At 71.7% G+C, this 24,529-nt stretch carries 22 protein-coding genes; 8 read left to right on the top strand and 14 right to left on the bottom strand.

The features are described 5' to 3' along the window. Positions 1–92 precede the first annotated feature (92 nt). From ACSNOH_RS10515 to ACSNOH_RS10500, 4 genes are all read right to left on the bottom strand, one after another. Positions 93–1,091 carry an alpha/beta hydrolase gene (locus tag ACSNOH_RS10515; protein WP_436720987.1) on the bottom strand — a complete coding sequence of 333 codons (999 nt, stop codon included), beginning with the start codon at positions 1,089–1,091 and terminating at the stop codon, positions 93–95. Between the two features lie 44 nt (positions 1,092–1,135). Then, positions 1,136–2,146 carry an LGFP repeat-containing protein gene (locus tag ACSNOH_RS10510; protein ID WP_436720986.1) on the bottom strand — a complete coding sequence of 337 codons (1,011 nt, stop codon included), beginning with the start codon at positions 2,144–2,146 and terminating at the stop codon, positions 1,136–1,138. A 294-nt stretch (positions 2,147–2,440) separates the two neighbouring features. After that, entirely contained in the window at positions 2,441–4,063 is a 1,623-nt protein-coding gene (locus tag ACSNOH_RS10505) for a serine/threonine-protein kinase (protein ID WP_436720985.1), read from the bottom strand. Between the two features lie 39 nt (positions 4,064–4,102). Next, positions 4,103–4,909 (bottom strand): serine/threonine protein kinase, encoded by an 807-nt coding sequence (locus tag ACSNOH_RS10500; protein WP_436720984.1) that lies wholly within the window; start codon positions 4,907–4,909, stop codon positions 4,103–4,105. Between the two features lie 170 nt (positions 4,910–5,079). Between ACSNOH_RS10500 and ACSNOH_RS10495 the strand changes: the two genes are divergently transcribed. Together ACSNOH_RS10495 and ACSNOH_RS10490 are read left to right on the top strand one after the other, a co-directional pair. After that, complete coding sequence (locus ACSNOH_RS10495) at positions 5,080–6,339, top strand: PP2C family protein-serine/threonine phosphatase (protein WP_436720989.1); 1,260 nt, start codon at positions 5,080–5,082, stop codon at positions 6,337–6,339. 151 nt (positions 6,340–6,490) lie between these two features. After that, positions 6,491–9,019: a SpoIIE family protein phosphatase gene (locus tag ACSNOH_RS10490; RefSeq protein ID WP_436720983.1), complete on the top strand. Its 2,529-nt coding sequence runs from the start codon at positions 6,491–6,493 to the stop codon at positions 9,017–9,019. A gap of 90 nt (positions 9,020–9,109) precedes the next feature. Here ACSNOH_RS10490 and ACSNOH_RS10485 read toward each other — a convergent pair whose 3' ends face one another. From ACSNOH_RS10485 to ACSNOH_RS10470, 4 genes are all read right to left on the bottom strand, one after another. Continuing rightward, positions 9,110–9,316: a hypothetical protein gene (locus tag ACSNOH_RS10485; RefSeq protein WP_436720982.1), complete on the bottom strand. Its 207-nt coding sequence runs from the start codon at positions 9,314–9,316 to the stop codon at positions 9,110–9,112. Positions 9,317–9,331: 15 nt separating this feature from the next. After that, a complete protein-coding gene (locus tag ACSNOH_RS10480) occupies positions 9,332–10,699 on the bottom strand; it encodes a diaminopimelate decarboxylase (protein ID WP_436720981.1) in 1,368 nt (455 codons plus the stop codon). 231 nt (positions 10,700–10,930) lie between these two features. Then, positions 10,931–12,589, bottom strand: a complete 1,659-nt coding sequence (locus ACSNOH_RS10475; protein WP_436720980.1) for a helix-turn-helix domain-containing protein — start codon at positions 12,587–12,589, stop codon at positions 10,931–10,933. Between the two features lie 227 nt (positions 12,590–12,816). Further along, the gene (locus tag ACSNOH_RS10470) at positions 12,817–13,206 is read right to left on the bottom strand and encodes a hypothetical protein (protein ID WP_436720979.1); all 390 of its coding nucleotides are present in this window, start codon (positions 13,204–13,206) and stop codon (positions 12,817–12,819) included. 179 nt (positions 13,207–13,385) lie between these two features. Between ACSNOH_RS10470 and bla the strand changes: the two genes are divergently transcribed. Next, positions 13,386–14,345 carry a class A beta-lactamase gene (gene bla / locus ACSNOH_RS10465; RefSeq protein WP_436720978.1) on the top strand — a complete coding sequence of 320 codons (960 nt, stop codon included), beginning with the start codon at positions 13,386–13,388 and terminating at the stop codon, positions 14,343–14,345. A gap of 63 nt (positions 14,346–14,408) precedes the next feature. Here bla and ACSNOH_RS10460 read toward each other — a convergent pair whose 3' ends face one another. Continuing rightward, positions 14,409–14,786 (bottom strand): hypothetical protein, encoded by a 378-nt coding sequence (locus ACSNOH_RS10460; RefSeq protein ID WP_436720977.1) that lies wholly within the window; start codon positions 14,784–14,786, stop codon positions 14,409–14,411. A gap of 345 nt (positions 14,787–15,131) precedes the next feature. Here ACSNOH_RS10460 and ACSNOH_RS10455 point away from each other — a divergent pair, with 345 nt between their 5' ends. Beyond that, entirely contained in the window at positions 15,132–16,208 is a 1,077-nt protein-coding gene (locus tag ACSNOH_RS10455) for a terpene synthase family protein (RefSeq protein ID WP_436720976.1), read from the top strand. A 75-nt stretch (positions 16,209–16,283) separates the two neighbouring features. On the opposite strand, the gene ACSNOH_RS10450 is transcribed toward ACSNOH_RS10455, so the two are convergent. Further along, a complete protein-coding gene (locus ACSNOH_RS10450) occupies positions 16,284–16,865 on the bottom strand; it encodes a CAP domain-containing protein (RefSeq protein WP_436720988.1) in 582 nt (193 codons plus the stop codon). A 222-nt stretch (positions 16,866–17,087) separates the two neighbouring features. Between ACSNOH_RS10450 and ACSNOH_RS10445 the strand changes: the two genes are divergently transcribed. Continuing rightward, the gene (locus ACSNOH_RS10445; protein WP_436720975.1) at positions 17,088–17,336 is read left to right on the top strand and encodes a hypothetical protein; all 249 of its coding nucleotides are present in this window, start codon (positions 17,088–17,090) and stop codon (positions 17,334–17,336) included. A gap of 95 nt (positions 17,337–17,431) precedes the next feature. Here ACSNOH_RS10445 and ACSNOH_RS10440 read toward each other — a convergent pair whose 3' ends face one another. The 3 genes from ACSNOH_RS10440 to ACSNOH_RS10430 all read right to left on the bottom strand — a co-directional run bounded on the left by ACSNOH_RS10440 (position 17,432) and on the right by ACSNOH_RS10430 (position 20,330). Continuing rightward, on the bottom strand, positions 17,432–18,211 hold the full coding sequence (locus ACSNOH_RS10440) for an ABC transporter permease (RefSeq protein ID WP_436720974.1): 780 nt from the start codon (positions 18,209–18,211) through the stop codon (positions 17,432–17,434). Continuing rightward, on the bottom strand, positions 18,208–19,068 hold the full coding sequence (locus tag ACSNOH_RS10435; RefSeq protein WP_436720973.1) for an ABC transporter ATP-binding protein: 861 nt from the start codon (positions 19,066–19,068) through the stop codon (positions 18,208–18,210). The genes ACSNOH_RS10440 and ACSNOH_RS10435 overlap by 4 nt, the downstream gene beginning before the upstream one ends. A gap of 200 nt (positions 19,069–19,268) precedes the next feature. After that, positions 19,269–20,330, bottom strand: coding sequence for a polyprenyl synthetase family protein (locus ACSNOH_RS10430; protein WP_436720972.1), 1,062 nt, complete (start codon positions 20,328–20,330; stop codon positions 19,269–19,271). A gap of 290 nt (positions 20,331–20,620) precedes the next feature. Between ACSNOH_RS10430 and ACSNOH_RS10425 the strand changes: the two genes are divergently transcribed. From ACSNOH_RS10425 to ACSNOH_RS10415, 3 genes are all read left to right on the top strand, one after another. After that, positions 20,621–21,154: a GNAT family N-acetyltransferase gene (locus ACSNOH_RS10425; RefSeq protein WP_436720971.1), complete on the top strand. Its 534-nt coding sequence runs from the start codon at positions 20,621–20,623 to the stop codon at positions 21,152–21,154. A 208-nt stretch (positions 21,155–21,362) separates the two neighbouring features. After that, positions 21,363–21,860 (top strand): hypothetical protein, encoded by a 498-nt coding sequence (locus ACSNOH_RS10420; RefSeq protein ID WP_436720970.1) that lies wholly within the window; start codon positions 21,363–21,365, stop codon positions 21,858–21,860. Positions 21,861–22,062: 202 nt separating this feature from the next. Further along, positions 22,063–23,319, top strand: coding sequence for a protein-glutamine gamma-glutamyltransferase (locus ACSNOH_RS10415; RefSeq protein WP_436720969.1), 1,257 nt, complete (start codon positions 22,063–22,065; stop codon positions 23,317–23,319). Positions 23,320–23,463: 144 nt separating this feature from the next. On the opposite strand, the gene ACSNOH_RS10410 is transcribed toward ACSNOH_RS10415, so the two are convergent. After that, positions 23,464–24,384 carry a hypothetical protein gene (locus ACSNOH_RS10410; protein ID WP_436720968.1) on the bottom strand — a complete coding sequence of 307 codons (921 nt, stop codon included), beginning with the start codon at positions 24,382–24,384 and terminating at the stop codon, positions 23,464–23,466. Between the last annotated feature and the right edge of the window lie 145 nt (positions 24,385–24,529).

Raw genomic sequence — 24,529 nt, 5'->3', positions numbered from 1 at the left:
CCTGACCCCCGCCTTACCCCCGCCTGACCCGCACCTGACCCGCCCCGGGAAACGGAGCCCGGGGCGGTCCGCCGTGCGCCTGCGCCTTGCTACTACGCCTTGCGGAGGCGGCCGATGATGCCGTCGAGGTCCTGGCGGAAGAGGTGCTCGCGGACGAAGTGGCCGCCGGGCTCCTCGTGCCACTCGTGCGGGATGCCGGCCCGGTCGAGGTAGCCGCGCCACTCGCGCTGGGTCTGCAGCACGCCGGTCTCGTTGAACCTGTCCCAGAAGGTCGGCTCGGGGCTCGTGCCGGCGACCATGAAGACACGCTTGTTCCGGTAGCTCTCGACGCGCTCGCACGGGTTGTCCATGCTGACCCGGTTCTGGTCCCAGGGCATGCCGTAGACCATGCCGCCGCCGAGCTCGACCGCCGCGGAGGAGGCGTTGGCCCAGTGGACGACCCCGCCGGCGATGCCGCCGGCGACGCCGCGCAGGCTGGCGGGGCCGGAGTGGGAGCTCACGGAGGCGAAGTGGCCCCAGTACTTGGCCGCGTACTTCAGGGCGCCGAAGCCGCCCATCGAGAAGCCTGAGACGGCGCGGCCGTCGTACTCGGCGTACGTGCGGAAGTTGTCGTCGATCCAGGGGATCAGCTGCTCGATGTGGAAGTGCTCCCAGTTGCGGGGGCCGACGAAGGAGCTGACGGGGTTGGAGTACCAGCCGGCCTTCCCGCCGTCGGGCATGACGACGATGAGGGGCTTGCCCGCGGTCCACGCGCGGATGCCGCCGCCCACCTGCCGGTCGAACTCGATGAAGTCGCCCCCGCCGCCGTGCAGCAGGTACAGCACGGGGTACCGGCGGCCGCTGGTGTGGTAGTCGTCGGGGAGCAGGACGTTCACGGCGGGCTTCCAGCCGATCGCCGAGGTCTCGAAACGGTAGTACCACATGCGGGGGTCGGACTCGCCCGCCTCGACGATGCGCAGACCGCGGCCGTCACTGGCCGCACTGGCCACGGGAGCGGCCGCGAGGACGCCTCCGCCGCCCAGGGCCATCGCCGCGGAGAGGCCTCCGACGGCCTTCAGGACACCTCGGCGGGTGGGACGGTGCTCGTTCAACAGGACCTCCTGGCCGGAAGACGGTCATTTCTGGTGATGGTTTGTCAGTTGTTGGTGATCCAGGTTCCCCTGGAGGGGTTCCAGTGGATGGTGGCCTTCTGGAACTTCTGGGCCTTGCCGCCGGCCTCGTCCACCTCGTCGGTCACGGGGTAGCCGAGCGCCTGCTCGTGACCGGCGGCGTGGAAGGCCTTGTAGATCTCGCCGTGCACGGGGTGCGCACCCGTCTGCGGCGACCAGAGGAAGAGGCCCTGCTCGAAGAACTGGTAGCGGCCGCGCGTCCCGTCGGGCGCCCGCCCGGCATCCGCCTCGTCCATCGTCGGGAAGCCCCAGCGCCGTTCGGAGTCCGTCGCCCAGAACTTGCTCAGGATCTCGCCGTAGACCGCGTAGGCCACGTCCGGGTGCCAGATGACGATCCCGTTCTGGAACAGCTGGAAGCGGCCGCCCAGCATCGCGTCCTCCTCGGCGCGCAGGGGCAGGCCGAGGGGGCCTCCGGGGCCGCCCGTGCCCTCGTACTTGGCGCCGATCGTGCCGTAGGGCCGGAACGCCTCGTCGCGCATGGCGATCGCGTGGGCCTCGGCCTGGTCGTAGCGGTCCGGATAGGCGGAGCGCTGGACGGCCTGGGCGAGCTGCCCGGCGGTGCTGCCCTCCATGCCGGGCTCCATCTGCTGCGCGACCTCGAAGAACTTGTTGGCCGCGTAGCCGACGTCCATGACCTGCTCGGGGCTGCCCCAGCCCTGCGAGGGGCGCTGCTGGAAGACGCCGAGCGAGTCGCGGTCGCCGCAGGCCAGGTTGTTCATGTGGGACTCGACCCAGCCGGTCTCGAAGCCGGCGAGCATCACCTTCGGGGAGACGTTCCGGCGCTGGCCGACTTCGTAGACCTTGCGGGTCACGGCTATGTCGCGCTCGGCGGGGACGCCGCAGAAGGCCTCGGCCGTCATGGGGTGCCCGAGGGGGCCGGGCAGGGGCGCCTTGCCGGTGCCCCGCGCTGCCGCCGGGTGTGCCAGGGCGGCGGAGAGGGCCGTCGCCAGCAGGAGGGTCGCCGTTGCGGATCTCACGCGCCGTGCGGATCTGCCATGCACGTCCTTGCTCCTTTGCAGAGGGGGCCGGGGCCCGCTCCGGTACGGGCCGGCGGTACGACCGGACGGCCCGCAAGGTAGCCACCGCTCCTTGGGGCGCGGCATCCGGAACGATCCGGAGTGACGGAGGCCGGCGGTTCCCGGTAGGGATGAGGGATGGGGGCGCGGAGAGACCAGGAAGGGTCAGAAGGGTCAGGAGGAGCCAGGAGGACTGGAGTCAGGAGGACTGGGGTCAGGAGGGGTCGGTCGGTGCCGCGGTCAGCGGTCCGCCGGTCACCGGGCGGGGCCGGGTGCCGGGCACTGAGGCACGCCGGGACGGTCCTGGGTGCGCACGGCGGGGAGCCACGCCGTGGAGCGCGCGGAACCGCGCGGCAGCCGGACGCGGTACCAGTCGGCGGACCACGTCCCCGCCTCGTCCACGATGGGCACGCCGCCGGGGAGACGGCACTCGGCGTCCAGGACGTCCCCGTGCCAGACCCGTACGGGTACGACGTTGTCGATGGTGTAGGGCTGCCGGGGGTCGATGGCCATGCCGAGGCTGCACTGCGGGTCCCGGTCCGTGCGCTCCCGGCAGCCCCGCTCGGCGTTGAACACGCGGAGGTGGCCGGACGGCCCGGACGCGGCACCGGCCGCCGCGGCGGCGGTGGACGCGCCGGGCCGGGGCAGCGGGCCGGACCCGTGGTCGCGCACGGCGTACGACCAGCCCGCCGCAACCGCGCCGCAGACCGCGACGGCCACGAGGCCGGCGCGGATCCTGCGCCGCCGGCGGGTGCCGGGGACTGCCGCCGCGCCTTCCTCTTCGTCTCCGCGCGGCCGGGGCGGCGCTGCGGGTGCGGTTGCCCGGTGCTCGGCGATGCGGGCCAGCAGGCTCTCGGCGGTGTGGACGGCGCGCGTGGCGTGGGCGGGGGCCAGGCAGTCGGCGGCCAGGGCGCGCCAGAACGGCGGCACCGCGTCGTCCATGCGCAGGGGCGCCCGGCCGTCGGCGTACTCCTGTGCGGCGGCCGCGCGGGCCACGGGGGTGGCGCCGGGGAACGGGGAGGCGCCCGCGGTGAACACCTCGTGGATCACGATGCCGAGGGCCCAGACGTCGGCGCTCGGGCGGACCTGCACGCCGTGTTCGCCGAGGGGCGCCTTCCAGCGTTCGGGCGGGAGGTAGTCGAAGGTGCCCATCGGGGGCCCGTAGCCGTGGGTGCCCCGGGTGCCGGTGAGCTCGGTGGCGAGTCCGAAGTCGGAGAGCCGCGCGGAGCCGTCGGGCATGAGGAGGACGTTGTCCGGTTTGAGGTCGCCGTGGACCCAGCCGCTGCGGTGCAGGTGGGCCAGGCCTTCGCAGATCTCGGTGAGGAGCTGTTCCGCCGTGGCCTCGTCGATGCCGCTGCGGCCCGGCCCGCTCCGACCCGGCCCGCTCCCGCTCTGTCCGCTCCGGCTCTGTCCGCTCCGGCTCGTCGCGTCGAGCAGGTCCCGCAGGCTGCGTTCGGCACGCTCCATCACCAGGACGATGGCGCCGTCCAGGAGCGGGTGGCCCGGTTCGCTGAGCACGAAGGAGTCCAGGAGGCGGATGATCCGGGGGTGGCGGGTGCGGCGGCCGAACTCGACCTCGCGCCGGGCCGTTTCGGCGACCTTACGGGCCTGGCTCGGCGCGAGGCCGCCGGTCGGCAGGAACTTGAGCGCGACGTCCCGCGGCAGCGGGACCCGGGGCGTGCCCTCACCCGCGTCGCCGCCGTCCGTGTCTTCACGCTCGCCGGCGCCGCTACGGCCGTCGGCCCGCCGTGCGGCGTAGACCGTCGCCCAGCCGCCGGTCCCGAGCGGCGCGGTGACCTCCCACCGGCCGACGAGATGTCCGGGCGGCAGCAGCTCCGCCGCGTCGCTCCCCGAGCCCTCACCTGCCGGGCCGTGCACCGCCGCCTCCTACGGCCCGTCCTGCGGTCCGCCCGCGCCTCATCGGGCGGACCCCCGCGCCGGAATGCCCGCGGCGGCCCGCGGCGGCAGCAGAGCCAGGTGCTCCTCACGGACGAGGCCGAAGCGCAGCGCGAGGCCGACGATCGTCTCCCGCTTGCCGTTGCGCCGGGCCTCCCTGCGCGGATCGGCACCGGCCGGGGCGCTGATGCGCATCTTCTCCTCGGCCAGGTAGTCGATGTGCGAGCTGACGGCCCGGGCCGTCAGGCGGCCGCAGGCGGGGTGCCCCCGGAGCCGTTCGACGATCTGGGGCGTGGTGGGCACGGCGACCGGCGACTCGTCACGCAGGCGCGGTTCGCAGAGCGCGACGAGCACGAGGAAGTAGGCGGCGGTCTCGTCGAGCGAGTAGGCGGTGACCGTACGGCTCCCCCAGCCGCCGCCCGCGCCGTCGGCGTCCAAGTAGACGTGGTCGGGCGCGAACACCTGGAAGGAGACGGTGGTGCCGCGGCGCGTGGGCAGCACGACCCGGGAGAACTCGAAGGGGATGGGGGCCCCTGCGCGCCGGGGCGGCACCCGGAAGTACTCCCCCGCTCCTTCCGGGTTCTCCACGAGGTAGCTCTGGGTGGTGCTGTGGTTGCTGAGCTGCCAGTGGTCGTCGGTCACCCGGATCTCGCCCGCCAGCCGGGAGATCGCCGCGTCGGCGAGGCGGAGTTCGACGGGGGTCCTGGCGGATCCGCGGCCGAAACGGGCCACTTCCCCCGGGCCGAGCCGTAAGGTCACGGCCTCGCCCGCCGGTTCCCCGCCGGCCTCTCCGCTCCCCTGCGGCAGGTGGACCACTATTCCGCTCACCGGCCCCTCCTCACTCCCCGTCAGCGCCTGTCGCGCAGGGCGAACGTTACACATTCCGTACACGAATGTCCCTCGGCCCCGGGCGGCCAGGTGCCGGTCTTGAGCACGCCCATGGAGAGGAGCGGCGGGGCCCCTGGTAGCGCCGCCGCACGCATGGGGCCGTGCCCGACATGAGCGAGGCGGCGATCGGTGTGAGACTGGGAGGGGAAGGGGTGATCCCCGTGCCGGAGCCATCGCGTGCGTCCACCCGCCCCGACAACGCCGTCGACGAGAACCGGCTGGAGGATCTGATCGTCGAGGCGCAGACGACGCTGCCGTTCGAGCTGCCCGGCCTGGCGAACCGGTGCGCCGCGGCCCTCGGTCTGGGCGCCGTGCTGATCTACCTCGTCGACCTGCAGCAGCAACTGCTCATCCCGCTCGACGAGGCCGGGGAGCCGCTGCCGGTGGACCGGTCACTGGCCGGCTGGGCCTACCGCACGGTCACTCCGCGCGTGACCGAGGCCGGCGACGACATGGTCCTCTGGATGCCGTTGGTCGACGGTGCGGAGCGGCTGGGCGTGCTCGCGGTGCGGACCCCCTCGCTGGACGGCGTACGGATGCGGCGCAGCCGGATGCTCGCCTTTCTGTTCGCGATGCTGATCACCTCGAAGCGCGCCTACAGCGACTGGCTCGCTGCCCGTGCCCGCACGACGACCATGCGGCTGCCCACCGAGATGCTGCGGGCCTTCCTGCCGTCCCACACCATCGGCAGCAGCAGGTGCGTCTCGACCGCGGTCCTGGAGCCGGCGTACGACATCGCCGGCGACGCCTTCGACCACTCGGTGGTCAAGGACGTGCTGCACACCATGATCCTCGACTCCATGGGGCACGACCTGACCGCCGGCCTGACCACGTCGGTCGCCATGGCGGCGGCGCGGAACGCCCGCCGCCACGGTGGCGACCTGGCCGATGTCGTCGGCTCCGTCGACGAGGCGCTCGCCCAATGGCTGCCCGATCACTTCTGCACCGGCGTGCTGTGCCGGCTCGACGCGGTCAGCGGGGTGCTGCGGTGGGTCAACTGCGGTCATCCGCCGCCGTTGCTGATTCGTGCCGAGCGGGTGCTCGGCGGGGTGCTGGACAGTCCCCCGCAGCCGCCGCTCGGTCTGGCCGGCGAACTCGTCCCGGCGGCCCGGCACGTCCACGAGACGACGCTGGAACCGGGTGACTGCGTCCTGCTCTACACCGATGGTGTCGTGGAAGCCCGCGACGCGGACGGTGCGGAGTTCGGTCTCGACCGGTTCACCGACTTCATCATCCGCTCGTCCGCTGCCGGCCAGCGGCCGGCCGAGGTGCTGCGGCTGCTCATCCACGCCATTCTCGACTACCAGCGCAACCGGCTGCGGGACGACGCGACGATCCTGCTCTTCGAATGGCGCCCGCAGTGCTGGTAGTCCGGTCCCGGGGCCGGAGCCGGACTGCGCCGGTGCCCCGGACCCCGGGCTGCACCCTCCGGGCACGGAAGTGCAACTTCCCCCGTCCGGCCGGGTGCCGGCCTCCTGCGCGGGGGTTCCTGCGGCTGCCGCCTGTGACATCCTCGGGGACGTGACGAGCGAGCCTGTCGAGGACGAGGAGTCCGGCGTCGCACCCGACGTCGTCGCGCTGGCCAAGGTGGTGGCCGCCTTGCGCGCCGAGAACGAGCGCCTGCACCACCAGATGTCCACCTCGGCCGTGCTGGAGCGCGCCACAGGCGTACTGATGGCACGGTCGGGATGCTCGGCTGCGGAAGCGCACAGCGAGCTGGCACAACAGGCGCGGGCCGGCGGCCGCACGCTGACCGAGGAGTGCTGGATCACCCTCGGCGACCTGCCGGACGCCCCGGACACCTCAGGCATGCCGCAGGCGGGCCGAGCGTCCTCCCCCGCCGGCCGGCCCGGCCGGGTGCCGGAACCCCGCACGGAGGCGCGCGCGTCGTCCCGCCCCGCGCTCCTCGCCGGCCTCGGCGCGGCGCTCGCCGACGCGGGCTGCCCGCAGGACGTCGCCGAACGGCTGCTGGACCACCTGGCCGGTGCCCCGGTCCGGGCCGACGCCGTCCTGCTCTTCTCGCGCACCGATCACGACGCCCTGGAGCTCGCCGGGCACGCGGGCGCCGGGGCCGCCGTCGCCGCCCAGTGGCGGTTCGTGCCGCCCGTCGGCGGTATCGCCGCCCTGGACGCCGTCCGCCGCGGCGAAGCCGTATGGCTGGAGGACCCGGCGCGGGACGCGGAGCGCTACCAGCTGATCGGGCAGCCGCCGCAGAGGTGGGGCACCCGCGCCTGGCTTCCGGTCACCACCGGCGGCAGGGTCACCGCGGCGCTCGGCATCCTACGCACGGTGGACACCCCTTTCGGCGAGGAGGTGCGCGAGCTGCTGCGGTCGGTCGCCCGGCTGTGCGCCGGGAGCCTCCGTACCGGGGACGTGCGCCCCGGGCCGCTCCGGCTGAACGGGCGCCCCGGCCCGTCCCCGTGGCCCGGCACGGCAGTGGCCCCGGGAGCGCACGGCCGGCCCGCACCGGCCGGACAGGGCGCGGAGCCCGGGAGCCCGGGAGGATCCGACGCCGGGCCGGCCGGCCCGGCCGCACTCGTCCAGGCCGTCTTCGACGCCCTCCCGGGCCCGGCCGTCCTCCTCACCCCCCTGCGGTCACCCACCGGTGACGTCGAGGACTTCCGCATCGACGCCGCCGCGCCGCACTCCGTCGACGTCGCGGGCCGGCGCGGCCGCCGGCTGGTCGGGCTGCGGGTCCTGGAGTGCTACCCCACCGTGGCCGGCGCCGACGTCTGGCAGGGCTACCTGCGGACGCTCGCCACGGGGACGCCGTACGAGGGCGAGCCCTTCGCCTACGAGGAGGTCGTCGCCGGCCTGCGGCAGCGCTCCACCTACTCCGTCCGGGCCGTCAAACTCGGTGACGGCCTCGTGGTCACCTGGACGGGGCACGACGACATCGCCCGGCAGCAGTCCCTCCTGGCCGACCTGCAGCGGCTCGGCAACCTCGGCTGGACGGACTGGAACCTCGTCACGGGCGCCATCACGTGGTCGCCCCAGGTCCACGCCGTCCTCGACCGCGATCCGGCACTGGGCCCGCTCCCCCTCGACGCCTTCCCCGGCGACGTCCTGCCCGAGGAAGCCCCGGCCTTCACCCGCGCGATCCGGCAGCTCCGCGGCTCCGGCACCCCCGTCGACCGCCTGGTCCGCATCGCGACCCGGAGCGGCGTCCGGCACCTGCGGGTCGTCGCCGAGGCGGTGCCGGACGCCCACGGCTCCCCCGTCGAAGTGCACGGCTTCGTCCAGGACGTCACGGCGCAGCGCACCACCGAACTCGCCCTGACGGAGACCCGGCAGGCCGTGCGGGCCCAGTACGACGTGCTGCAGGCGGAACGGACGGTCGCCGCCCGGCTGCAGCACGCCCTGCTGCCGCTGCCCGGGCAGTCGCTGAACCTGGCGGGTCTGCGCGTCGACGTCGCCTACCTCCCCTCCCACGACGACCTCAACGTCGGCGGCGACTGGTACAGCGCCCTGGAGATGCCCGGCGGCGGCGTGCTCTTCGCGGTCGGCGACGTGGCCGGGCACGGCATCGACGCGGTGGCGACGATGGCCCAGCTGCGCTTCACGGCCAAGGGCATGGTCGTCACCGGCTCGTCGCTGACCGGCGCGCTGCACCGGCTCAACACCCTGCTCCTGCACACCCGCGACCACCACACCACCGCCACGATGGTGCTCGGCCGCTACGACCCCGCCGACCGCTGCCTGACCTGGGTCCAGGCGGGCCATCCGCCGCCCCTGCTCGTACGCCACGGGAAGGCCGGCTTCCTCTCCCCGCCCCAGGGCATCCTGCTCGGCGCCACGCTGCGGCCGTCCTTCGGCGAAGCCATGTGCCGGATCATGCCCGGCGACCACCTGCTGCTGTACACCGACGGCCTGGTCGAACGCCCCGGGGAACACCTGGACGAGGGCCTCGGCCGCTTGGCCCGCGCCGCCGAGGCCGAACTCTCCGCGGACGCCCCCGGCTCCCTCGACGCGTTGCTGTCCCGCCTCCTCCCGGGCGACCAGGGCGACGACGTGTGCCTGCTGGACATCCACCTGCCCGCATCCGCCTGACGGCGAGGAACACGCAACCTGGGCGGTGCCCCCGGCGCCGACGAGCGCCCCGGCACGCCCTGCTGCCGCGTGGCTGAAGGAAGCGTCCGGCTAGTCGATGATCTGGTTGAAGAACAGGACCGCCGGGGCCAGCACCCCTCCGCCGATGCTCACGGCGACGGGCCACGCGTTCCCGGCCAGCGCCGCAAGGACCGTGGCGGCGATGCCGGCCAGGGCCGCCAGGAGGAAGACGACGGCGGCGCGCTGAGTGAGGAGCGGCCCTTCCCGGCCGGGCCGCCGACGGCTGGGCTGTGCCACCTCGGTGCGCCTCCCTCACCTGACGCCATGAGCGGGCTCGTGCGCCCGCTCCCGCCGGGGCGTACCGTGCACGCCCCGGTCCGGCACGGGGACGTCCCACGGATCCTGCGCGGGGCGCAGGAGTTCGAAGGCGACGCGGCCGTCGCTGTGCGTGCGCACTCCGTGGACGGCGGGTTCGGGCAGGCTGTTGTAGTGGAAGGGCGTGGAGAAGTAGTACGCGCCGGTGTCCGGGACGGCGACGATGTCGCCGGGTTCCAGCAGCGGCAACGCGCGGTCGCGCGCCAGCAGGTCCCCGGCGAAGCAGGCCGGGCCCGCGATGTCCTGGCGGACCGGTGCGCCGCGCTTCGCCGTGCCGCCGCCGTCGTACGCCTCGATCCGCAGGGGCCAGGCGCCGGGATCGAACACGGTCCGGGTGGCCACCTGCACACCGGCGTGGGTGACCGCGATCGGCCGGCCGCCCATGTGCTTCGTGTATTCGACGTAGGCCGCGGTGAAACCGTTCTTGGCGAGGACGGAACGGCCGAACTCGGTGACGATCCCGTACCCGCCGGAGAACAGCGCGGGCGCGTGCGCGCGCAGCTCTGCGACGTACGTGCCGAAGGCCGGCTCGGTCGCGTCGCCGGCGAAGTCGACGGGCAGCCCGCCGCCGATGTCGATGCCGGTGACCTGGCGCCGGCCGGCGGCGGCGTTGACCTCCTCGGCGAACGCCACGGCCCGGGCGACCCCGCGCGCCATCAGCTCCAGCGGGCAGCCCTGGGAGCCGGCATGGGTGTGCACCCAGGTGAGCCACGGCCGGGCGCGGTAGGCGCGCAGCAGCTCGCGCCTGCTGCCCGGGTCGGCCAGCGGCACGCCGAACTTGGAGGTGCTCGTGGCCGTGCTCATGGCGGCGATGGCGCCGCCGCCGAGCTGGGAGTTGACCCGCACACCGATCTTCGACAGCGGGGCGCGGCCGCCGAGCGCCCGGTCGATCCTGGCGAGTTCCTGGTGGTTGTCCGCGTTGACGGTCACACCGAGGCCGAGGGCGTACCGGAGTTCGGCCTCCGTCTTGGCCGGCGAGTCGAACACGATCCGGTCCGGCGCGAAGCCGGCGGCCAGTGCGCGGGCCAGCTCGCCCGCGCTGGCGACCTCGCAGCCCATGCCGAGCCTGCGCAGCTCCGCCAGCACCGGCACGAGGCTGTTGGCCTTGGCGGCGAACGCGTGCAGTACGGGTGGCGCGGAGGGGGAGGAGGGGAACGCGCGGTGCAGGGAGCCGACCGTCGCGGCGACGCCGTCCAGGTCGACGAAGGCGGCCAGCAGGGACCGTTCGCGGTCCAGGAGTCCCTGTCGCACCGCCTCCCGCAGGATCCGCTCGCGCCGCTGTGCGGCGGGGGTCAGTCCGGTCATGGTGAGCCTTCCGGGTGCTCTGCGCGACGCCCGGGGCCTTCCCGGGGGCGGAGTACCAGGCTGCTGTCCGTACCGGGAGGGCGTCTTCGTCGAGTCGTCAAAGCCGCGGGCGCGTCTCACAGCGCTCAGGAGCAATAGGCCGCCGGCCCGGCCGTGTCGTTGTCCGCTCCGACGAAGGAGCGGCTCTCCGGTCGTGCCGGCGCACAAACAGGGGGCCGTCCTCCCGGTCGCTCAGTGCGTGCCGTCGCCCTGGTCGCCCAGGCGTAACTGCAACTGGGCCAGCAGCCGGGCGTCGGGGTCCTCCAGGTCGAGCCCCGACACCTGGGTGATGCGCCGCAGCCGGTAGCGCAGGCTGTTGGAGTGCAGGCCCAGCGCGCGGGAAGCGGCGGACACGTCGCCGAAGTGGGCGAGATAGGCGCGCAGGGTCTCCACCAGGCAACTGCCGTTGTGCTCTGCGTCAAAAGCCTTCAGCCGGGCCACCGATGTCTGCTGCGGCAGTGCCACCCCGCGCAGGGCGTCGACGACGTGCAGGATGCCGACCGTGTCCGCGACGTCCGCGGTCCTGGCCACGGTCCGCGTCCCCGCGGCCTCGGTGAGCGCCCTGAGGGCGAGCTCCGCCGAACGGCGTGAGGCGGGCGCTCCCGCCAGCCCGGGGGTCACCTCGCCCAGGCCGACCTTCACCGGCCTGCCCAGCGTGGCCGGCAGCTGGTCCGCCAGGGACTCCCCCAGCCGCGTCACCTGGCTCGCGGCCCGCTCGGGGTCGCGGTCCAGCGCGCTCAGCAGCACCAGGATCCGGCCGCCCGCGGGGACGACCACCGCGCGGTGGCCGTAGGCGGCGCAGCGCAGGGCCACCAGCCCGTGTGTTCCTGACGGCCCGCCACCGTCGTGACCGGCGGCGCCGGTGCCGACCGCCAGGACGGCGCACGGCTCCCGCGGCGGCAGCGAGGCCCGCTCGGCGAGGACTTCGACGGATCCGCGGTCCTCCAGCAGGGCGCGGGCCGCGTCCTCGGCGAGGCGGTCGTCCGAACCGTGGGTGCGGTGGTGCAGCAGGTGGGCGGCGGCGGAGCGGGCCGCCGCGCGCAGCGCCTCGGGGGCGTTGGGCGCCAGCGGCCGGCCGGCCACCGCGGCCACCCAGATCGACCCGAGCGCCTCCCCGCCCGCCCGTACGGCGCCCACCAGACGCTCCGGGTCCGGCCCGTGCGCCGGCCGGTGCAGCACCTCGTCCCCGGACCACAGGGCCTGGAAGAACCCGGCCTCCCGCATGGCGGCCACCCGCCACGGCGGGACGCGGCGGCCGAGGATGGTCAGCCGGCGCAGCTCGTCCACGTTCTCCTCGGTCGAGGAGTAGGCGAGCACCCTGGACTCGGTGTCCTCGATCGTCACTGCGCCGCCGGTCAGGGCCGCGACCGCTTCGGCCAGCGAGTCCAGGTCACCCGGGCGCGGCCCGCCGAGCCCCTCCACGGGCGGTACGCCCGCCGCGGCCAGCCCGGCCCGCAGCACGCCCACCAGGTGCGCCCAGGTGCACCAGGCGGTGCGGAAGAACAGCGCCGTACCGCCCTCTTCGGCGGCCGCCTGCAGGGCTTCCGCGGACGGCTCGGGCCGGCCGGGCCCGAACACCACGCCCGCCGCGCCCGACTCGCCCGCCCGGCGCACGATGCCGGCCGCCTGAGGCGAGCGCGGATCGACGCCCACGGCGAGGAGCAGCTCCCGCGGCCTGAGCACGGGATCGAGGAGGTCCAGCACGTTCACGCCGGTGACCGCGGTGCCCAGCCCCCCGGGCGCCGCGTACAGCTCGACGGCGCCCGCCCCCACGACGGAGAGCAGTCTCTCCAGCGTCACCCGCGTCCGGCCGGCCGTCTCCCGGCCGGCTGATCCGCCCAGGTCCGTCACGTCGCCCCCCGGCTCGTACGCCCCGCGTCCGACAAGTTCTCTGCCCGGCCCGGCACCGGAGCGCAGAGCGCGGAGCGCGCGCACGCCACGCACCGCCGGCGGCCGGTCCGGACAACGTACGGCACGACGGTCGCGTCCGCAGCCGTTGCGGAGCACGCCGTGGGGGGCGGGGTGTTCCTGCCGTCGCCGGTAAAGCGATGCCCCCTCGCGGGAGGGGGCATCGCCGACTACTTGGCGCGCGCCTTGCGGCCCTTCGGCGGCTCGCATTCCTGCGCGGCCGCTATGAAGGGCTTGAGCGCGTCATGGAGCTTGTTCAGCGAGTCGGGCCCGAGATCAATCCGGTAATACTGGACAGAGGGGACCAGCCTGGTCTCGAATTCGCTGCTTCCGTCCTCATCGTCCTTGGCGGCCCCGGCCCGTACTTCCATACCGGGGACGGCGAACATGTGCGGATGGACGTCCTCGGTCACGGCCGGATCGAGGTCGTCGTAGGCTTCGACCTTCACCCATGTTTCGTGGGTGACGGACTGGTCTCCCACCGTCAATGTCCTGCCTCCCTTCCGCACGCCCGGCTCGTTCTGCCGCGATTCGTCTACCTCGATAAACCTGGTGCCCATCAGCGCCCCTTCACAAGATCGACCAAAGCCTAGCCGCTGCTGCGGAGTTACTCCCCATCGGCAGGACTCCGCGGGTCCGGCCCGGCCGCCGGCCGGAACGGAACCGATCCGCGCAAGCGAAGCGTGATGATCCATGACCGAATCACGCAGAGAAACGCGGAGAGAAGAGGAACGCTCTCATGGGAATCACCGGCTCCCGCCCGTCCCGCCGCACGCTCCTGGCCCTCGGCGCCGGGACGGCACTCGCCACGGCCTTACCCTCCTCGGCCCGGGCCGACGGGCCGACCGCAGCCCGGCCCGAAGGGATAGAAGGGACAGCAAGGATCGCAGGGATCGCAGGGATCGAAGGGATCGCAGGACGTCTCAGAGAGCTTGAGGCGGAGCACAACGCCCGGCTGGGCGTGTACGCGCATTCGACGGAGACCGGGGCGACCGTCCTGCACCGCGCGGACGAACGGTTCCCGATGTGCTCGGTGTTCAAGACCCTGGCCGTAGCGGCCGTCCTGCGCGACCTGGACCACGACGGCGAGGTCCTGTCCCGGCGGATCTTCTACACCCTGGAGGACGTCAGTAAGTCCGGGAACTCACCGGTCACGATGCACCATGTCGCCGACGGCATGACCGTCGCGGAACTGTGCGACGCCGCCATCACCCAGAGCGACAACACCGCGGCCAACTTGCTGCTCCGCCTCCTCGGCGGCCCCACCGCCATCACCCGTTTCTGCCGCTCCACCGGGGACGCCGTCACCCGCCTCGACCGCTGGGAGCCCGCCCTGAACACGGCCGAGCCCTGGCGCGTCACCGACACCACCACCCCGCACGCCATCGGACGGACCTACGCCCGCCTCACCCTCGGCAACGTCCTCGCTCCCGGCGACCGGCAGCGACTGACCGCATGGATGCTGGCCAACACGACGAACAAGGACAGGTTCCGGGCCGGGGTCCCGGCCGACTGGGCCGTCGCCGACAAGACGGGCGGCGGCGAGTACGGCACCAGCAACGACGTAGGGCTCGTCCGCCCGCCGGAGCGCCCGCCGATCGTCATGGCAGTGCTGACGACACATCACGATCCCGAGGCGAAGGGGGACAACGCCCTCATCGCGGAGACCGTCCGCCTCCTGGCGAGGTCACTGGCCTGAGCCTTACTCGTGCCGGGCCGCCCGGCCGAAGCCCCGCCCCCCGCGGCCCCGTACAACCGGCGTCTAGAGCGCCAGCAAGGGCTCCACGGCGCGCAGCTGCCGGCGGATTTCATCCAGGGGCAGGGCCCGGTCGCGCTCCAGGACGAGGTAGATGAAAATGCCGCCCTCACGCAGCCGCGGCAGAGGCCGGATCATATGCAATTCCTCGCCCAGCGTGATCAGAATGTCTTCCACACTGTCCGGCGGGTAGCCGAGGAGTTCCAGCGTGTACAGCTTGGCCCGCATGACATCGCTGTCCCCGTAGGCGACTTTGTCCATGTCGAGCCCGCTGCCGCGGTCCAGCCAGCCCAGGACCCTGCGCTGCCGGAAGTCGACTATCGCGACACCGGTGGCTCCGCTGATCGCCAACGCCTTCTCCAGGGCAGTTTCAACGGCATCCATCTGTGCACGACCTCCTTCGGGCAGGACCCGGAGAGGGCGCAGTGGCGCCCAGGCTTTCCGGCTGCTCAGGCCCTGCACGCTAGCGGAGACGGCGCACATCGTGCACCATCCGGCGCCTCACGGTCTTATCAACCGGCAGGGACCGCCCGCCCGGCCGGAGGCGCGCACTGAACGGCGACGGTGATCTCCCGTTCGAGAGGGCGCCAAGTGTTGCCAGAGTCGTGCACTTTTCGGGGACTTTGCCGCTTACGGGGGTGAATGTACGCACGTGCGGCAGGTGCCGGGCCGACCATGTGAGGGCCGGTCCCCACCGAGACTGTCCCCACCGAGAGAAGAGAAACGCTCATGGCACTCACTGTCGCCGAGAAGGACCTGCCCAGCCTCTACTGCCCTCTGGAGTCGGCGATCAACAAACGGGTGCGGCACGTCGGCAACAGAGCCGTGCGGTGGATCGCCGAGAGCGGCATGTGCGCGTCGGAGGACGAGACTGCCTGGGTGGTGGCCACGCACAGCACGGACTTCTTCGCCCGGTTCGCTCCGGTCTCGGACGATGACCGTCTCCTGGCGACCTCGCTGTGGGTGTACTGGGGCTTCGCCTTCGACGACGCCCGTTGCGACAACGGGCCCTTGAGCACCCGGCCCGCCCAGTTCAACGCCCTGGCGGGGCGCGTGCAGCGCGCGGCCGAGGCCCCTACGGCGGCCGACGGCGGGGAACGGTTCATCCCCGCGCTGCAGGACATCATCGGCCGTTTCCGTTCCTTCGGTTCACCCGTACTGGTACGCCGCTTCCTGCACGCCCAGCGGGCGTGGCTGTCGGGTGTCGCCTGGCAGGTCGGGAATCAGGGGGCCGGTCGCATGCCGGACGTGGACGATTACCTCGCCATGAGACTCCTGTCGTGCGGAGGCGAGCCGACCTTCGCGATGCTGGAACTGGCCACCGGCCTGGAGATGACGGACGAGGAACTGCACCGGCCCGCCGTACGCGCCCTGACCGAAATGGCCATCATGGTGGCGGGGCTCGACAACGACCGGCATTCCCTGCGCAAGGAGATGTCCCGGGGGCACACGGACCAGAACCTCTACAACGTCCTGATGCACCACCGGCAGATGTCGCTGCCGGAGGCGATCGAGGCGGCCACCCGGATCAGGGACCGGATCCTGGTCCGGTTCATGCATCTGCACGACCGCGTCCGGCCGGGTGCCGGTGAAGCTCTGGGGAGTTATCTGCAGGGACTGCGCTACGGAATCCGGGGCAACGCCGAGTGGGGGCTGCGCGTGCCGCGCTATCTCAGCCTCGGCCGGGTGCCGGACCCCATGGAAGAGGCGCCGCTGCAGTGGGCCGAGGCGCCCCTGGACGGCTGCGCCATGCCACTGCCGGACGCGCCTTGCCTGGCGTGGTGGTGGGACGAGGACCTGGCCTGACGGTGACCTGACCGCGGCCCGGGGATGGTCTGCGCACGCCCGTGTGCCCGCACGCCCGCACGCCCTCTCGGCTCCTCAGCGTGGTGCGGCCAGCAGCAGGTCCCACCAGGGCCCGTGGGCACCCCCGCTGCGACCGACGCCGACGTGCCGGAACGCGCACGTGAGGAGGGAACGGCGGTGCGGGGGGCTGTTCATCCAGGCCCGTACGGCGGCTTCCGGTGTCTCCGGGCCGGCGAGGATGGCCTCGTCCACGCGGTCGAAGCGGTAGCCGGCCGCTGTGATCCGGCGGCCCGGATCGGATCCGGACCGCCCCGTGTGCGAGAGCCGTTGGGCGCGTGCCATGAACGCGCTGTGGTCCTGGGCCGCCTCGCTCAGTGCTCGCCGCGGATGCACGGCGGGACAACCGGCCCTGCGGCGTTCCTGGTTCAGCGACTTGACGACGCCGGCCCGGAAACTGCCCGGCCGGGCCGGATCAGGCCGCTCCTGGCCCTCCGGGCGGGACGGCTGGGATGGCGGGGACGGTCTGGGCGGCCGGGGCCGCGCGGGCTTGCCGGACTGCCGGCCGGGTGGCTGCCAGGAAGGCACAGCGGACGGCCTCCAGGCGGGCGGCGCTTGCGGTGTGTACTGCCACGGAGCCGGCGGTGGTGCGGGGCTCATGGCCGCCGCCGGACCGGTGAGCACCAACAACAAAGAGGCTGCGGCCACGGCCGGAGCGGAGCGTTTCACGCGAGCACCGTACAGAGCCGCACACAGCCGCGCGGGCCCGGTCGATATTCCTCCACCTTCGAGGGAATGGCCACCTTTTCCCATGCAACCCACACTTCTCCTCGTTACCGTTGGCATTGTTCCTGGACCCTTCCTGGCAAGAGGAGTTGGCGAATGTCATTCTTCCGTCGTCTGATCGTTCTTTCCGCCGTGGCCGCCTCGCTCGTCATGGGCGGCGCCGCGGCTTCGGCCGTCGCGGCGCCCTCGGTGACACCCACGGCAAGCTTTCCCGGCGGGGACGGCTATCACGGTGGCCGCCCGATCCACTTCGGCCCGTTCGAAATCCCGCACAATGGACAGGTCAGCGGCGGATTCGGATGGGAAACAAACAACGGAGGCGGCGGCGGTTTGCTAGGACTGTAACCGCACCGAAAGAGGATTCCATCGGATACACACTGCTGCGGGTGGGTACGGCAACGACCGTACCCACCCGCTTTCTGTTAGGCACTTGACATGCGTCAGCGCTTGAGCGTGGCGGCGCTCGCCACCAGCACGCCGATGACGCACAGGAGAACGAGCACGGCGTCCCGGACGAAAATGCCGGTGACGCCGGTGTGCGTGGCCGCTTCCGAGGCGGCCTGGACCGCGTAGGTCATGGGCATGATCTTGGACGTGACGCTGAGGACGCCGCTCATCTCGTCGGCCGGCACGAACAGCCCGCACATCAGGAACTGGGGCAGGACGCCGGCGGGCAGGAACTGCACGGCCTGGGCCTCGTTGCGCGCGAAGGCGCTCACGAACAGGCCCAGGGCCAGGCCCAGGAGGGCGCCCAGCATGGCGATGGCCATCAGCAGACCGGCCGGCCCCTTGATGTCCAGCCCCAGCGGGCCGATCGCCAGCAGGGTCGACAGGACCGCCTGCAGGACGGCCAGGAGCGCGAAGGCCAGGCTGTAGCCGAAGACGATGTCCAGGCGCCGCACCGGCAGGGTGAGCAGCCGCTCCAGGGTTCCCGAGGTCCGTTCGCGCAGCGTGGACACGGACGCCACCAGGTACATGACGATGACGGGGAAGACGCCGAACACCTGGGGACCGACCCGCTCGAACGTGCTCTCGGAGTCCTTGAACATCAGCTTCAGCAGGAGCATGAGCATGCAGGGGATGACGAGCACCAGGGTGGTGCTGCCGCGGTCCCGCGAGACCTGGCGCAGCACGCGGTGTGCGGTGGCCAGGGTGATGCCGGGCGAGAAGGGCAGGGGGCGGCGCGGCGGCCGCGCTCCGTAAGGATCGCCGGGGTTCACGAGCGGGTGTCCGGGGCGAAGTACGACAACGGCTGGTCCTGGACGGGAAGGGAGTCGGTGAGCAGCGGGGCCGGGGCGCGGGCCGGGGGCTCCGGCCGGGGCGCCGCTTCGGCTTTCGCCGCGGCGGACACCAGGTGGACGAAGGCATCCTCCACGCTGCCGCAGCCGGTGTGGCACAGGATCTCTTCGCGTCCCGCCGCGGCGAGCAGCCGGCCGCCGCGCATCAGCAGCAGCCGGTCGCAGCGGTCGGCCTCGTCCATGACGTGGCTGGAGACCAGCAGCGTCGTTCCCTGGTCCGCGAGCCGTCTGAAGACCGCCCACAGTTCGCGGCGCACGAGGGGGTCGAGGCCGACGGTGGGTTCGTCCATCACCAGCACCTCGGGGGTGCCGAGCAGGGCCACGGCCAGCGAGACGCGGGAGTACTGCCCGCCGGAGAGGCGGGCGACGGGTTTGTCGGCGTACTCGGCGAGGTCGACTTCCTTCACCACCCGCACGACGGCGTTCTCCCGCTCCCATCCGCGCAGGCCGAGTGCCGCCGAGAAGTAGCGGAGGTTTTCCAGAACGGTGAGGTCCGGGTAGACCGACGGTGCCTGCGTCACGTACCCCACGCGGGAACAGAGCACCGCGGAGCCCGCCGGAAATCCGAGCAGCTGTACATGGCCCGCGGAGCCGGGCTGGATCCCGACCACCGACCGTAACAGCGTGGTCTTTCCGCAACCGCTGGGTCCCAGGAGTCCGACAATGGCGCCTCGCGGGACGGTGAAGCTGATGTCCTGCAACAGGATGTGATTCCCGCGGGCCACGTGCAGACCGTACACACTGACCGCTGCCGGGCCGGGCAGCCCCCACCCATTCATATGAAGATCTTTCGGATCCACTGTTCGCGTATTTCCGTTGTTCACCGTATCCGAAGACAACGGCGGCGGTTCGGCCCGGCGCAAAGCCGTGCTCCTCCCTCCGGAATGAACTGCCGACAGCCCGATTGGTTACGGGAGTTCAAGCCCGGAAAGGCGCGGGTGCCGGGCGGTCTCGGCCTGGCGTTCTCAACCGGGCGGTCTCAGTGATCGCGGCTGGTGAGCAGAGCGGCGATCTCCTGCATCTGCCGGTACACCTCCGGAGCGGGTTCCGCCCGCGTCAGGGCCCGCACGGCGGCCACGGTCTGCTGTTCCACCTGCTGCTCGGTCTTCTCACGTCCGCCCGCTTCCTCGATCAGCGTGGTCGCCAGCGCGATCTCGGGCTCGCCGAAAGGATCGGGCTGCTCGTACAGCGCGGCCAGGCGCCGGCCGGCCGGACCCTCGTCCGCCAGCGCCGCGACCACGGGAAGCGACTTCTTCCGCGTGGCCAGGTCGGTCCCGACAGGCTTGCCGCTGCGGCCGCTTGTGCCCCAGATGCCCAGCAGGTCGTCCACGCACTGAAAGGCGACCCCCAGGCGGCGGCCGAAGTCCCGCAGCCCTGCCACCCGGTCGTCAGGGGCTTGTGCCAGCAGCCCGCCGAGGGCGCAGGCGCAGCCCATCAGCGCCCCCGTCTTGCCCTCCGCCATGACGAGGTACTGCTCGGCGGTCACCCGGCGCGATCTTTCGAAGGACACGTCCTGGCTCTGCCCGTTCAGCAGCTCGCCGAGCATGTCCACCACCTCCCGCACGACAGCGTCGGCGGCGCAGGAGGCAGATGCCGACAGGACGTGCAACCCGGTCACCAACAGGGCGTCGCCGGCCAGGACGGCCGCGGGGATCCCGTACACCGACCAGGCGGCGGGGCGGTGCCGGCGCAGCGGGTCACCGTCGATCACGTCGTCGTGCAGGAGGGAGAAGTCGTGGATCAGTTCCACCCCCACCGCACCGGGAACGGCGCACGTGGCCGGTCCCCCCACCGCCCGGGCCGACAGCAGCGCGAGCGCGGCCCGTACCGCCTTGCCACCGTGCCGTGCGGCGGGGACCGCCGGTGGAGCGCTGTCATCCGGCTCGCGCCAGCCCCGGTGATAGCCGGCGATACGCGCCTCCGGCTCGGGCAGGGCTGCGACGGCGTCCTTCAGGGCCGGTTCGACCAGGTCCCACGCCCATTCCAGCAGCGTGTTCACCGTGGTGACCGACGGGACCTCCACCGCCATCAGACCCGACATGAACGCCCCTTCGACCGCTTGAGCCCGGCACCCCGCCGCCCGGCGTATCACCGGCCACCTGCGGGCGACCTGTCCGTTCAACGCGACCCCAGCTAATCGGACCCACCGCACCGGGCGCCATGCCCGGGGCGAGAGATCACCACGGTGGCCCAACAGGCGGATCTCCTGGTCATCTGCTCTCGTGACGGGCCGGTTCCGGTGCCGCGCGAGGACCGGCCGGGCGATGGCGTCATGCCGTGGCGGCCCGGCCTGTCAGGACACGGTCACGGGCGTGCGCTAGGTTGCCCGCCATGACCGGACTCGGACCCGCCGCCTGGCCACCTGCCCCGATAAGGACCGAACGGCTCGCCCTCCGCGAGCCGGAGGCGCGGGACCGTGCGGCGTTCATCGAGCTGTTCGCCTCGCCGGAGGTGGGCACCTACATCGGGGGCCCTCGACCGCGTGCTGAGCTTGAGCGCGTGGTGCCTGAGGTGCCCGGACGGCGCCCTGGCCTTTTCGTGATCGATCTGGGCGGAGCGATGATCGGCATGGTCACGCTCGACCCTCGCGGCGCAGAGCACCCGGGGCACGTTCGCCCGGAAGCCGGCGAAGCCGCACTCGGCTACATGCTCCTGCCGGAGGCGTGGGGATACGGGTACGCCGCCGAGGCGTGCGCGGCGGCGCTCGGCTGGTTCGCCGACGCGCTTCCCGGCGAGCCGGTGGTGCTCTGCACCCAGGCCGCCAACGACCGCGCGATGCGCCTCGCGGCGAAGCTGGGCTTCACCGAGGTGGAACGGTTCGAGGAGTACGGCGCCGAGCAGTGGTTCGGCGTGTGGTCCCCGTGACGGTTGGGGGTGCGCTCTTCGCCCCACCCAGCAGCGTCTCATCGCCATGTGACGGCGCTTTCCGGCCCCGCGTCACCGACCGCACCGTGGCCAGATATCTCCTACGTGACGGATTGGCCGGATTTAAAGCCATGATGTTGCCGGGGCGTTAACACGGGGACATGATCGCTGTTCGTATCAGCCTGATCACTCATCCAGGAGCCGATAAGTGATACGCCGAACCGCTCTCCGCGCCCTCGCCACCGTCGCCGTGACCGCGGCCCTCGCTCTGCCCCTCGCCCAGGGAGCCCAGGCGGCCGCCCCGGGCACGACTGCCCCGGCGGTCGCCACCGCCGCCACCACCACCGCGATCAACACGAACGACGACAACCCCTTCCGCTGGATGGAACTGGACGGCTTGCGGGCCGACTTCCAGCTCATGTGTCCCGCGGGTCACTGCGTGGGCTTCTGGTCCCTGGTCCTGACGGACGACGTCGCGCAGCAGAAGTTCAAGGGCGGCAAGTTCTTCGTCTACGCCCCGGCCACGGGTGAGTTCAGCTTCTTCCTCGACACGGACATTGCCGTCCGTACGGTCGACCGCCCCCGCCAGGTGCGCCTGGTCGACACCGAGTTCATGCGGTCCCACCCGCGCGTCGAGGTCCGCTACGGCGACCCCGACCACCCGAACCGGGCCCGCGTCGTCGCCTCCGCGACGACCCTGATGTAGCGAGCCACCAGCCCACGCCGGCCGGGTGACCAAGTCGCAGCATCCCACCCGGCGGCCACAGCGGTCACTGACCAGCGCTCCGCGCGGCCATCGCCGCCAGACCCGAGCGGTCGCTCATCGCAAAGCCCAACCCCTCGTTCGCTTCGCGCTCTCGCACGCCCTCGTTTCATGAGAATTCATCACAAGGGAGTTGTTGATTTCCATGAACCAACGCCGGAGATTCCTCGCCTTCACCACGGTGAGTGCATTCATATGCACCACCGGATTCATGCCGACGGTCAGCCACGCCGCCGGCAGCAGCGATGGAGAGAAGAAGGGGTCCTACGCCGAGACGCACGGCCTGACGCCGGATGACGTCGACAACATCAACGCACTGAACGAACGGGCCCTGACCCTGGGTCAGCCGGGCAAGCCTCCGACAGGATTTCCTCCGAGCGCGACCCCGCCCCTCCGGACGCCCGACTTCGTCGACGACAGGGAAACCCCTCCCGCCGAGCCGCTCGACAGGATGCCTGACGCGTACCGAGCCTACGGGGGCAGGGCCACTACGGTCGTCAACAACTACATACGCAAGTGGCAGCAGGTCTACAGCCACCGCGACGGAAAGATACAGCAAATGACCGAAGAGCAGCGAGAGAAGCTGTCCTACGGTTGCGTCGGCGTCACCTGGGTCAATTCGGGTCCCTACCCGTCGAACAGACTGGCGTTCGCGTTCTTCGACGAGAACAAGTACAGGAACGACCTGAAAAACACCGGCCGCAGACCCGGTGAAACCCAGGCGGAGTTCGAGGGTCGCATCGCCAAGGGCAGCTTCGACGAGGAGAAGGGGTTCCAGCGGGCGCGTGACGTGGCGTCCATCATGAACAAGGCCCTGGAAAATTCCCACGACGAGGGAACGTACCTGGACAAACTCAAGACGGAGCTCACGAACAGGAATGACGCTCTGCTCTACGAGGACAGCCGCTCAAACTTCTACTCCGCACTGAGGAACACCCCCTCCTTCAAGGAAAGAGACGGAGGGAACTACGACCCCTCCAGAATGAAGGCAGTGATCTACTCGAAGCACTTCTGGAGCGGGCAGGACCAACGGGGCCCCTCCGACAAGAGGAAGTACGGCGACCCGGAGGCCTTCCGTCCCGACCAGCGCACCGGCCTGGTCGACATGTCGAAGGACCGAAGCATCCCGCGCAGTCCCGCCAACCCCGGCGAAAGCTGGGTCAATTTCGACTACGGCTGGTTCGGGGCTCAAGCGGAAGCGGACGCCGACAAGACGATATGGACCCACGGCGACCACTATCACGCGCCCAAGAGCGGCCTGGGCCCCATGCACGTGTACGAGAGCAGGTTCGCGAACTGGTCCGCCGGCTACGAGGACTTCGACCGCGGAACCTACATGATCACGTTCATACCCAAGAGCTGGAACACCGCCCCCGCCAAGGTGAAGCAAGGCTGGCCGTAACGGAACCAGGCCGAGCGGGGCCGGGCCGCCCGGCCTCGTGAGGCAGCGCGAAGCCGCGGCCGTGCCTGTGGGGGCACGGCCGCGGCTTCCATGTAAGCCGAGAGACGATGCCCCTCAGGCCTCCTCAGCTCTCCTCAGGCCTCCTCAGTCCGAGAGGACGGGGAAGAGCGGAGTGGACATGCGGGCGCCTGCTCGGCGCAAGTCGTCAACGGTGGCCTCAAGGTTGCTGCGGTGTTCATCCAGCACGCGGGCCTCAGTGTTCCCCGGCCGCGCTCGAAGGGCGAGCCTCGGCACCGAATGGTGGTGCTCGTGAGCAGTGGGACCGCTCCACGGGGGATCGAAGCTCCAAGGGACCGGTCCCGTACGGTCGTTTGCCGCCATCCAGTCGTCGATCCGGGCGTCGACCCAGCCGTGGAGCTTCCAGAAGACGGGGTTGACGTGGGCGGAGTACGTGTCGGCGAGCCAGTTGTAACCAGGGTCGTCCCACTGAGGATCGACGTTGAACTCCTCTGTCTCGTCATCGCCCAGCGGACGGGATTCCGGCACCTCATGCGACCATCGCAGGTGCATGCGATTGTGGATGGTGAACTCTATGTCGGCCCCGAGCTGTCCGAGCGTGAGATTCCGCAACTTCGCCGGGTCGGTGAAGTCGTCCTGCCAGCCCTTCATCTCCTGGAATGACGCTGCGGTCTTCGCCTGGTGGATGGCTTCCCCGTCGAACGGCGGTGGAACCGGGTAGTCGCTGTCCCCTGGTTCAGGAACGCTCGGCCATCCTTCGACGCGGGGGTAATCCGGATCGCCGACTTCCGCGAGGATGCCGTCCACTTCGGCGATCATCTGCCGGTGCATATAGAGGAAGTCCTCGCCCGAACCGTTGTTCCTCTGGCGCTTCCCCGTAGCGGTAAGGGCCGGTCGAGGCGGCTCCCAGCCGTGCTCGCGGAACACCTGCCGCACGTCGTCCGGCATGGTCGCCCAGTTGTTGCGCGCCGTGTGCCACAGCATGTGATGCATACGCATCGCACGGGCCGCCATGGCATCAATGACTGCTTGAGGCAAGGAGGCCATTGCGCACTTCCTGTCCGCCTGGATAAGGGCTGCTGAGACGGCACGCCGCCGCGGGGAACCACGGGCTCTCATACCCAGCCTTACGCAGATCCCCCGGCAGCGCATCCCCGGAATCGATGCAACGGCGCCGTCCCCGTGGTGCGTG

The organism is Streptomyces sp. URMC 127 (assembly GCF_051386535.1).
Lineage (GTDB): Bacteria > Actinomycetota > Actinomycetes > Streptomycetales > Streptomycetaceae > Streptomyces.
The sequence above is the reverse complement of the archived record's forward strand: the minus strand, read 5'-3'. Positions and strand labels throughout refer to the sequence as shown.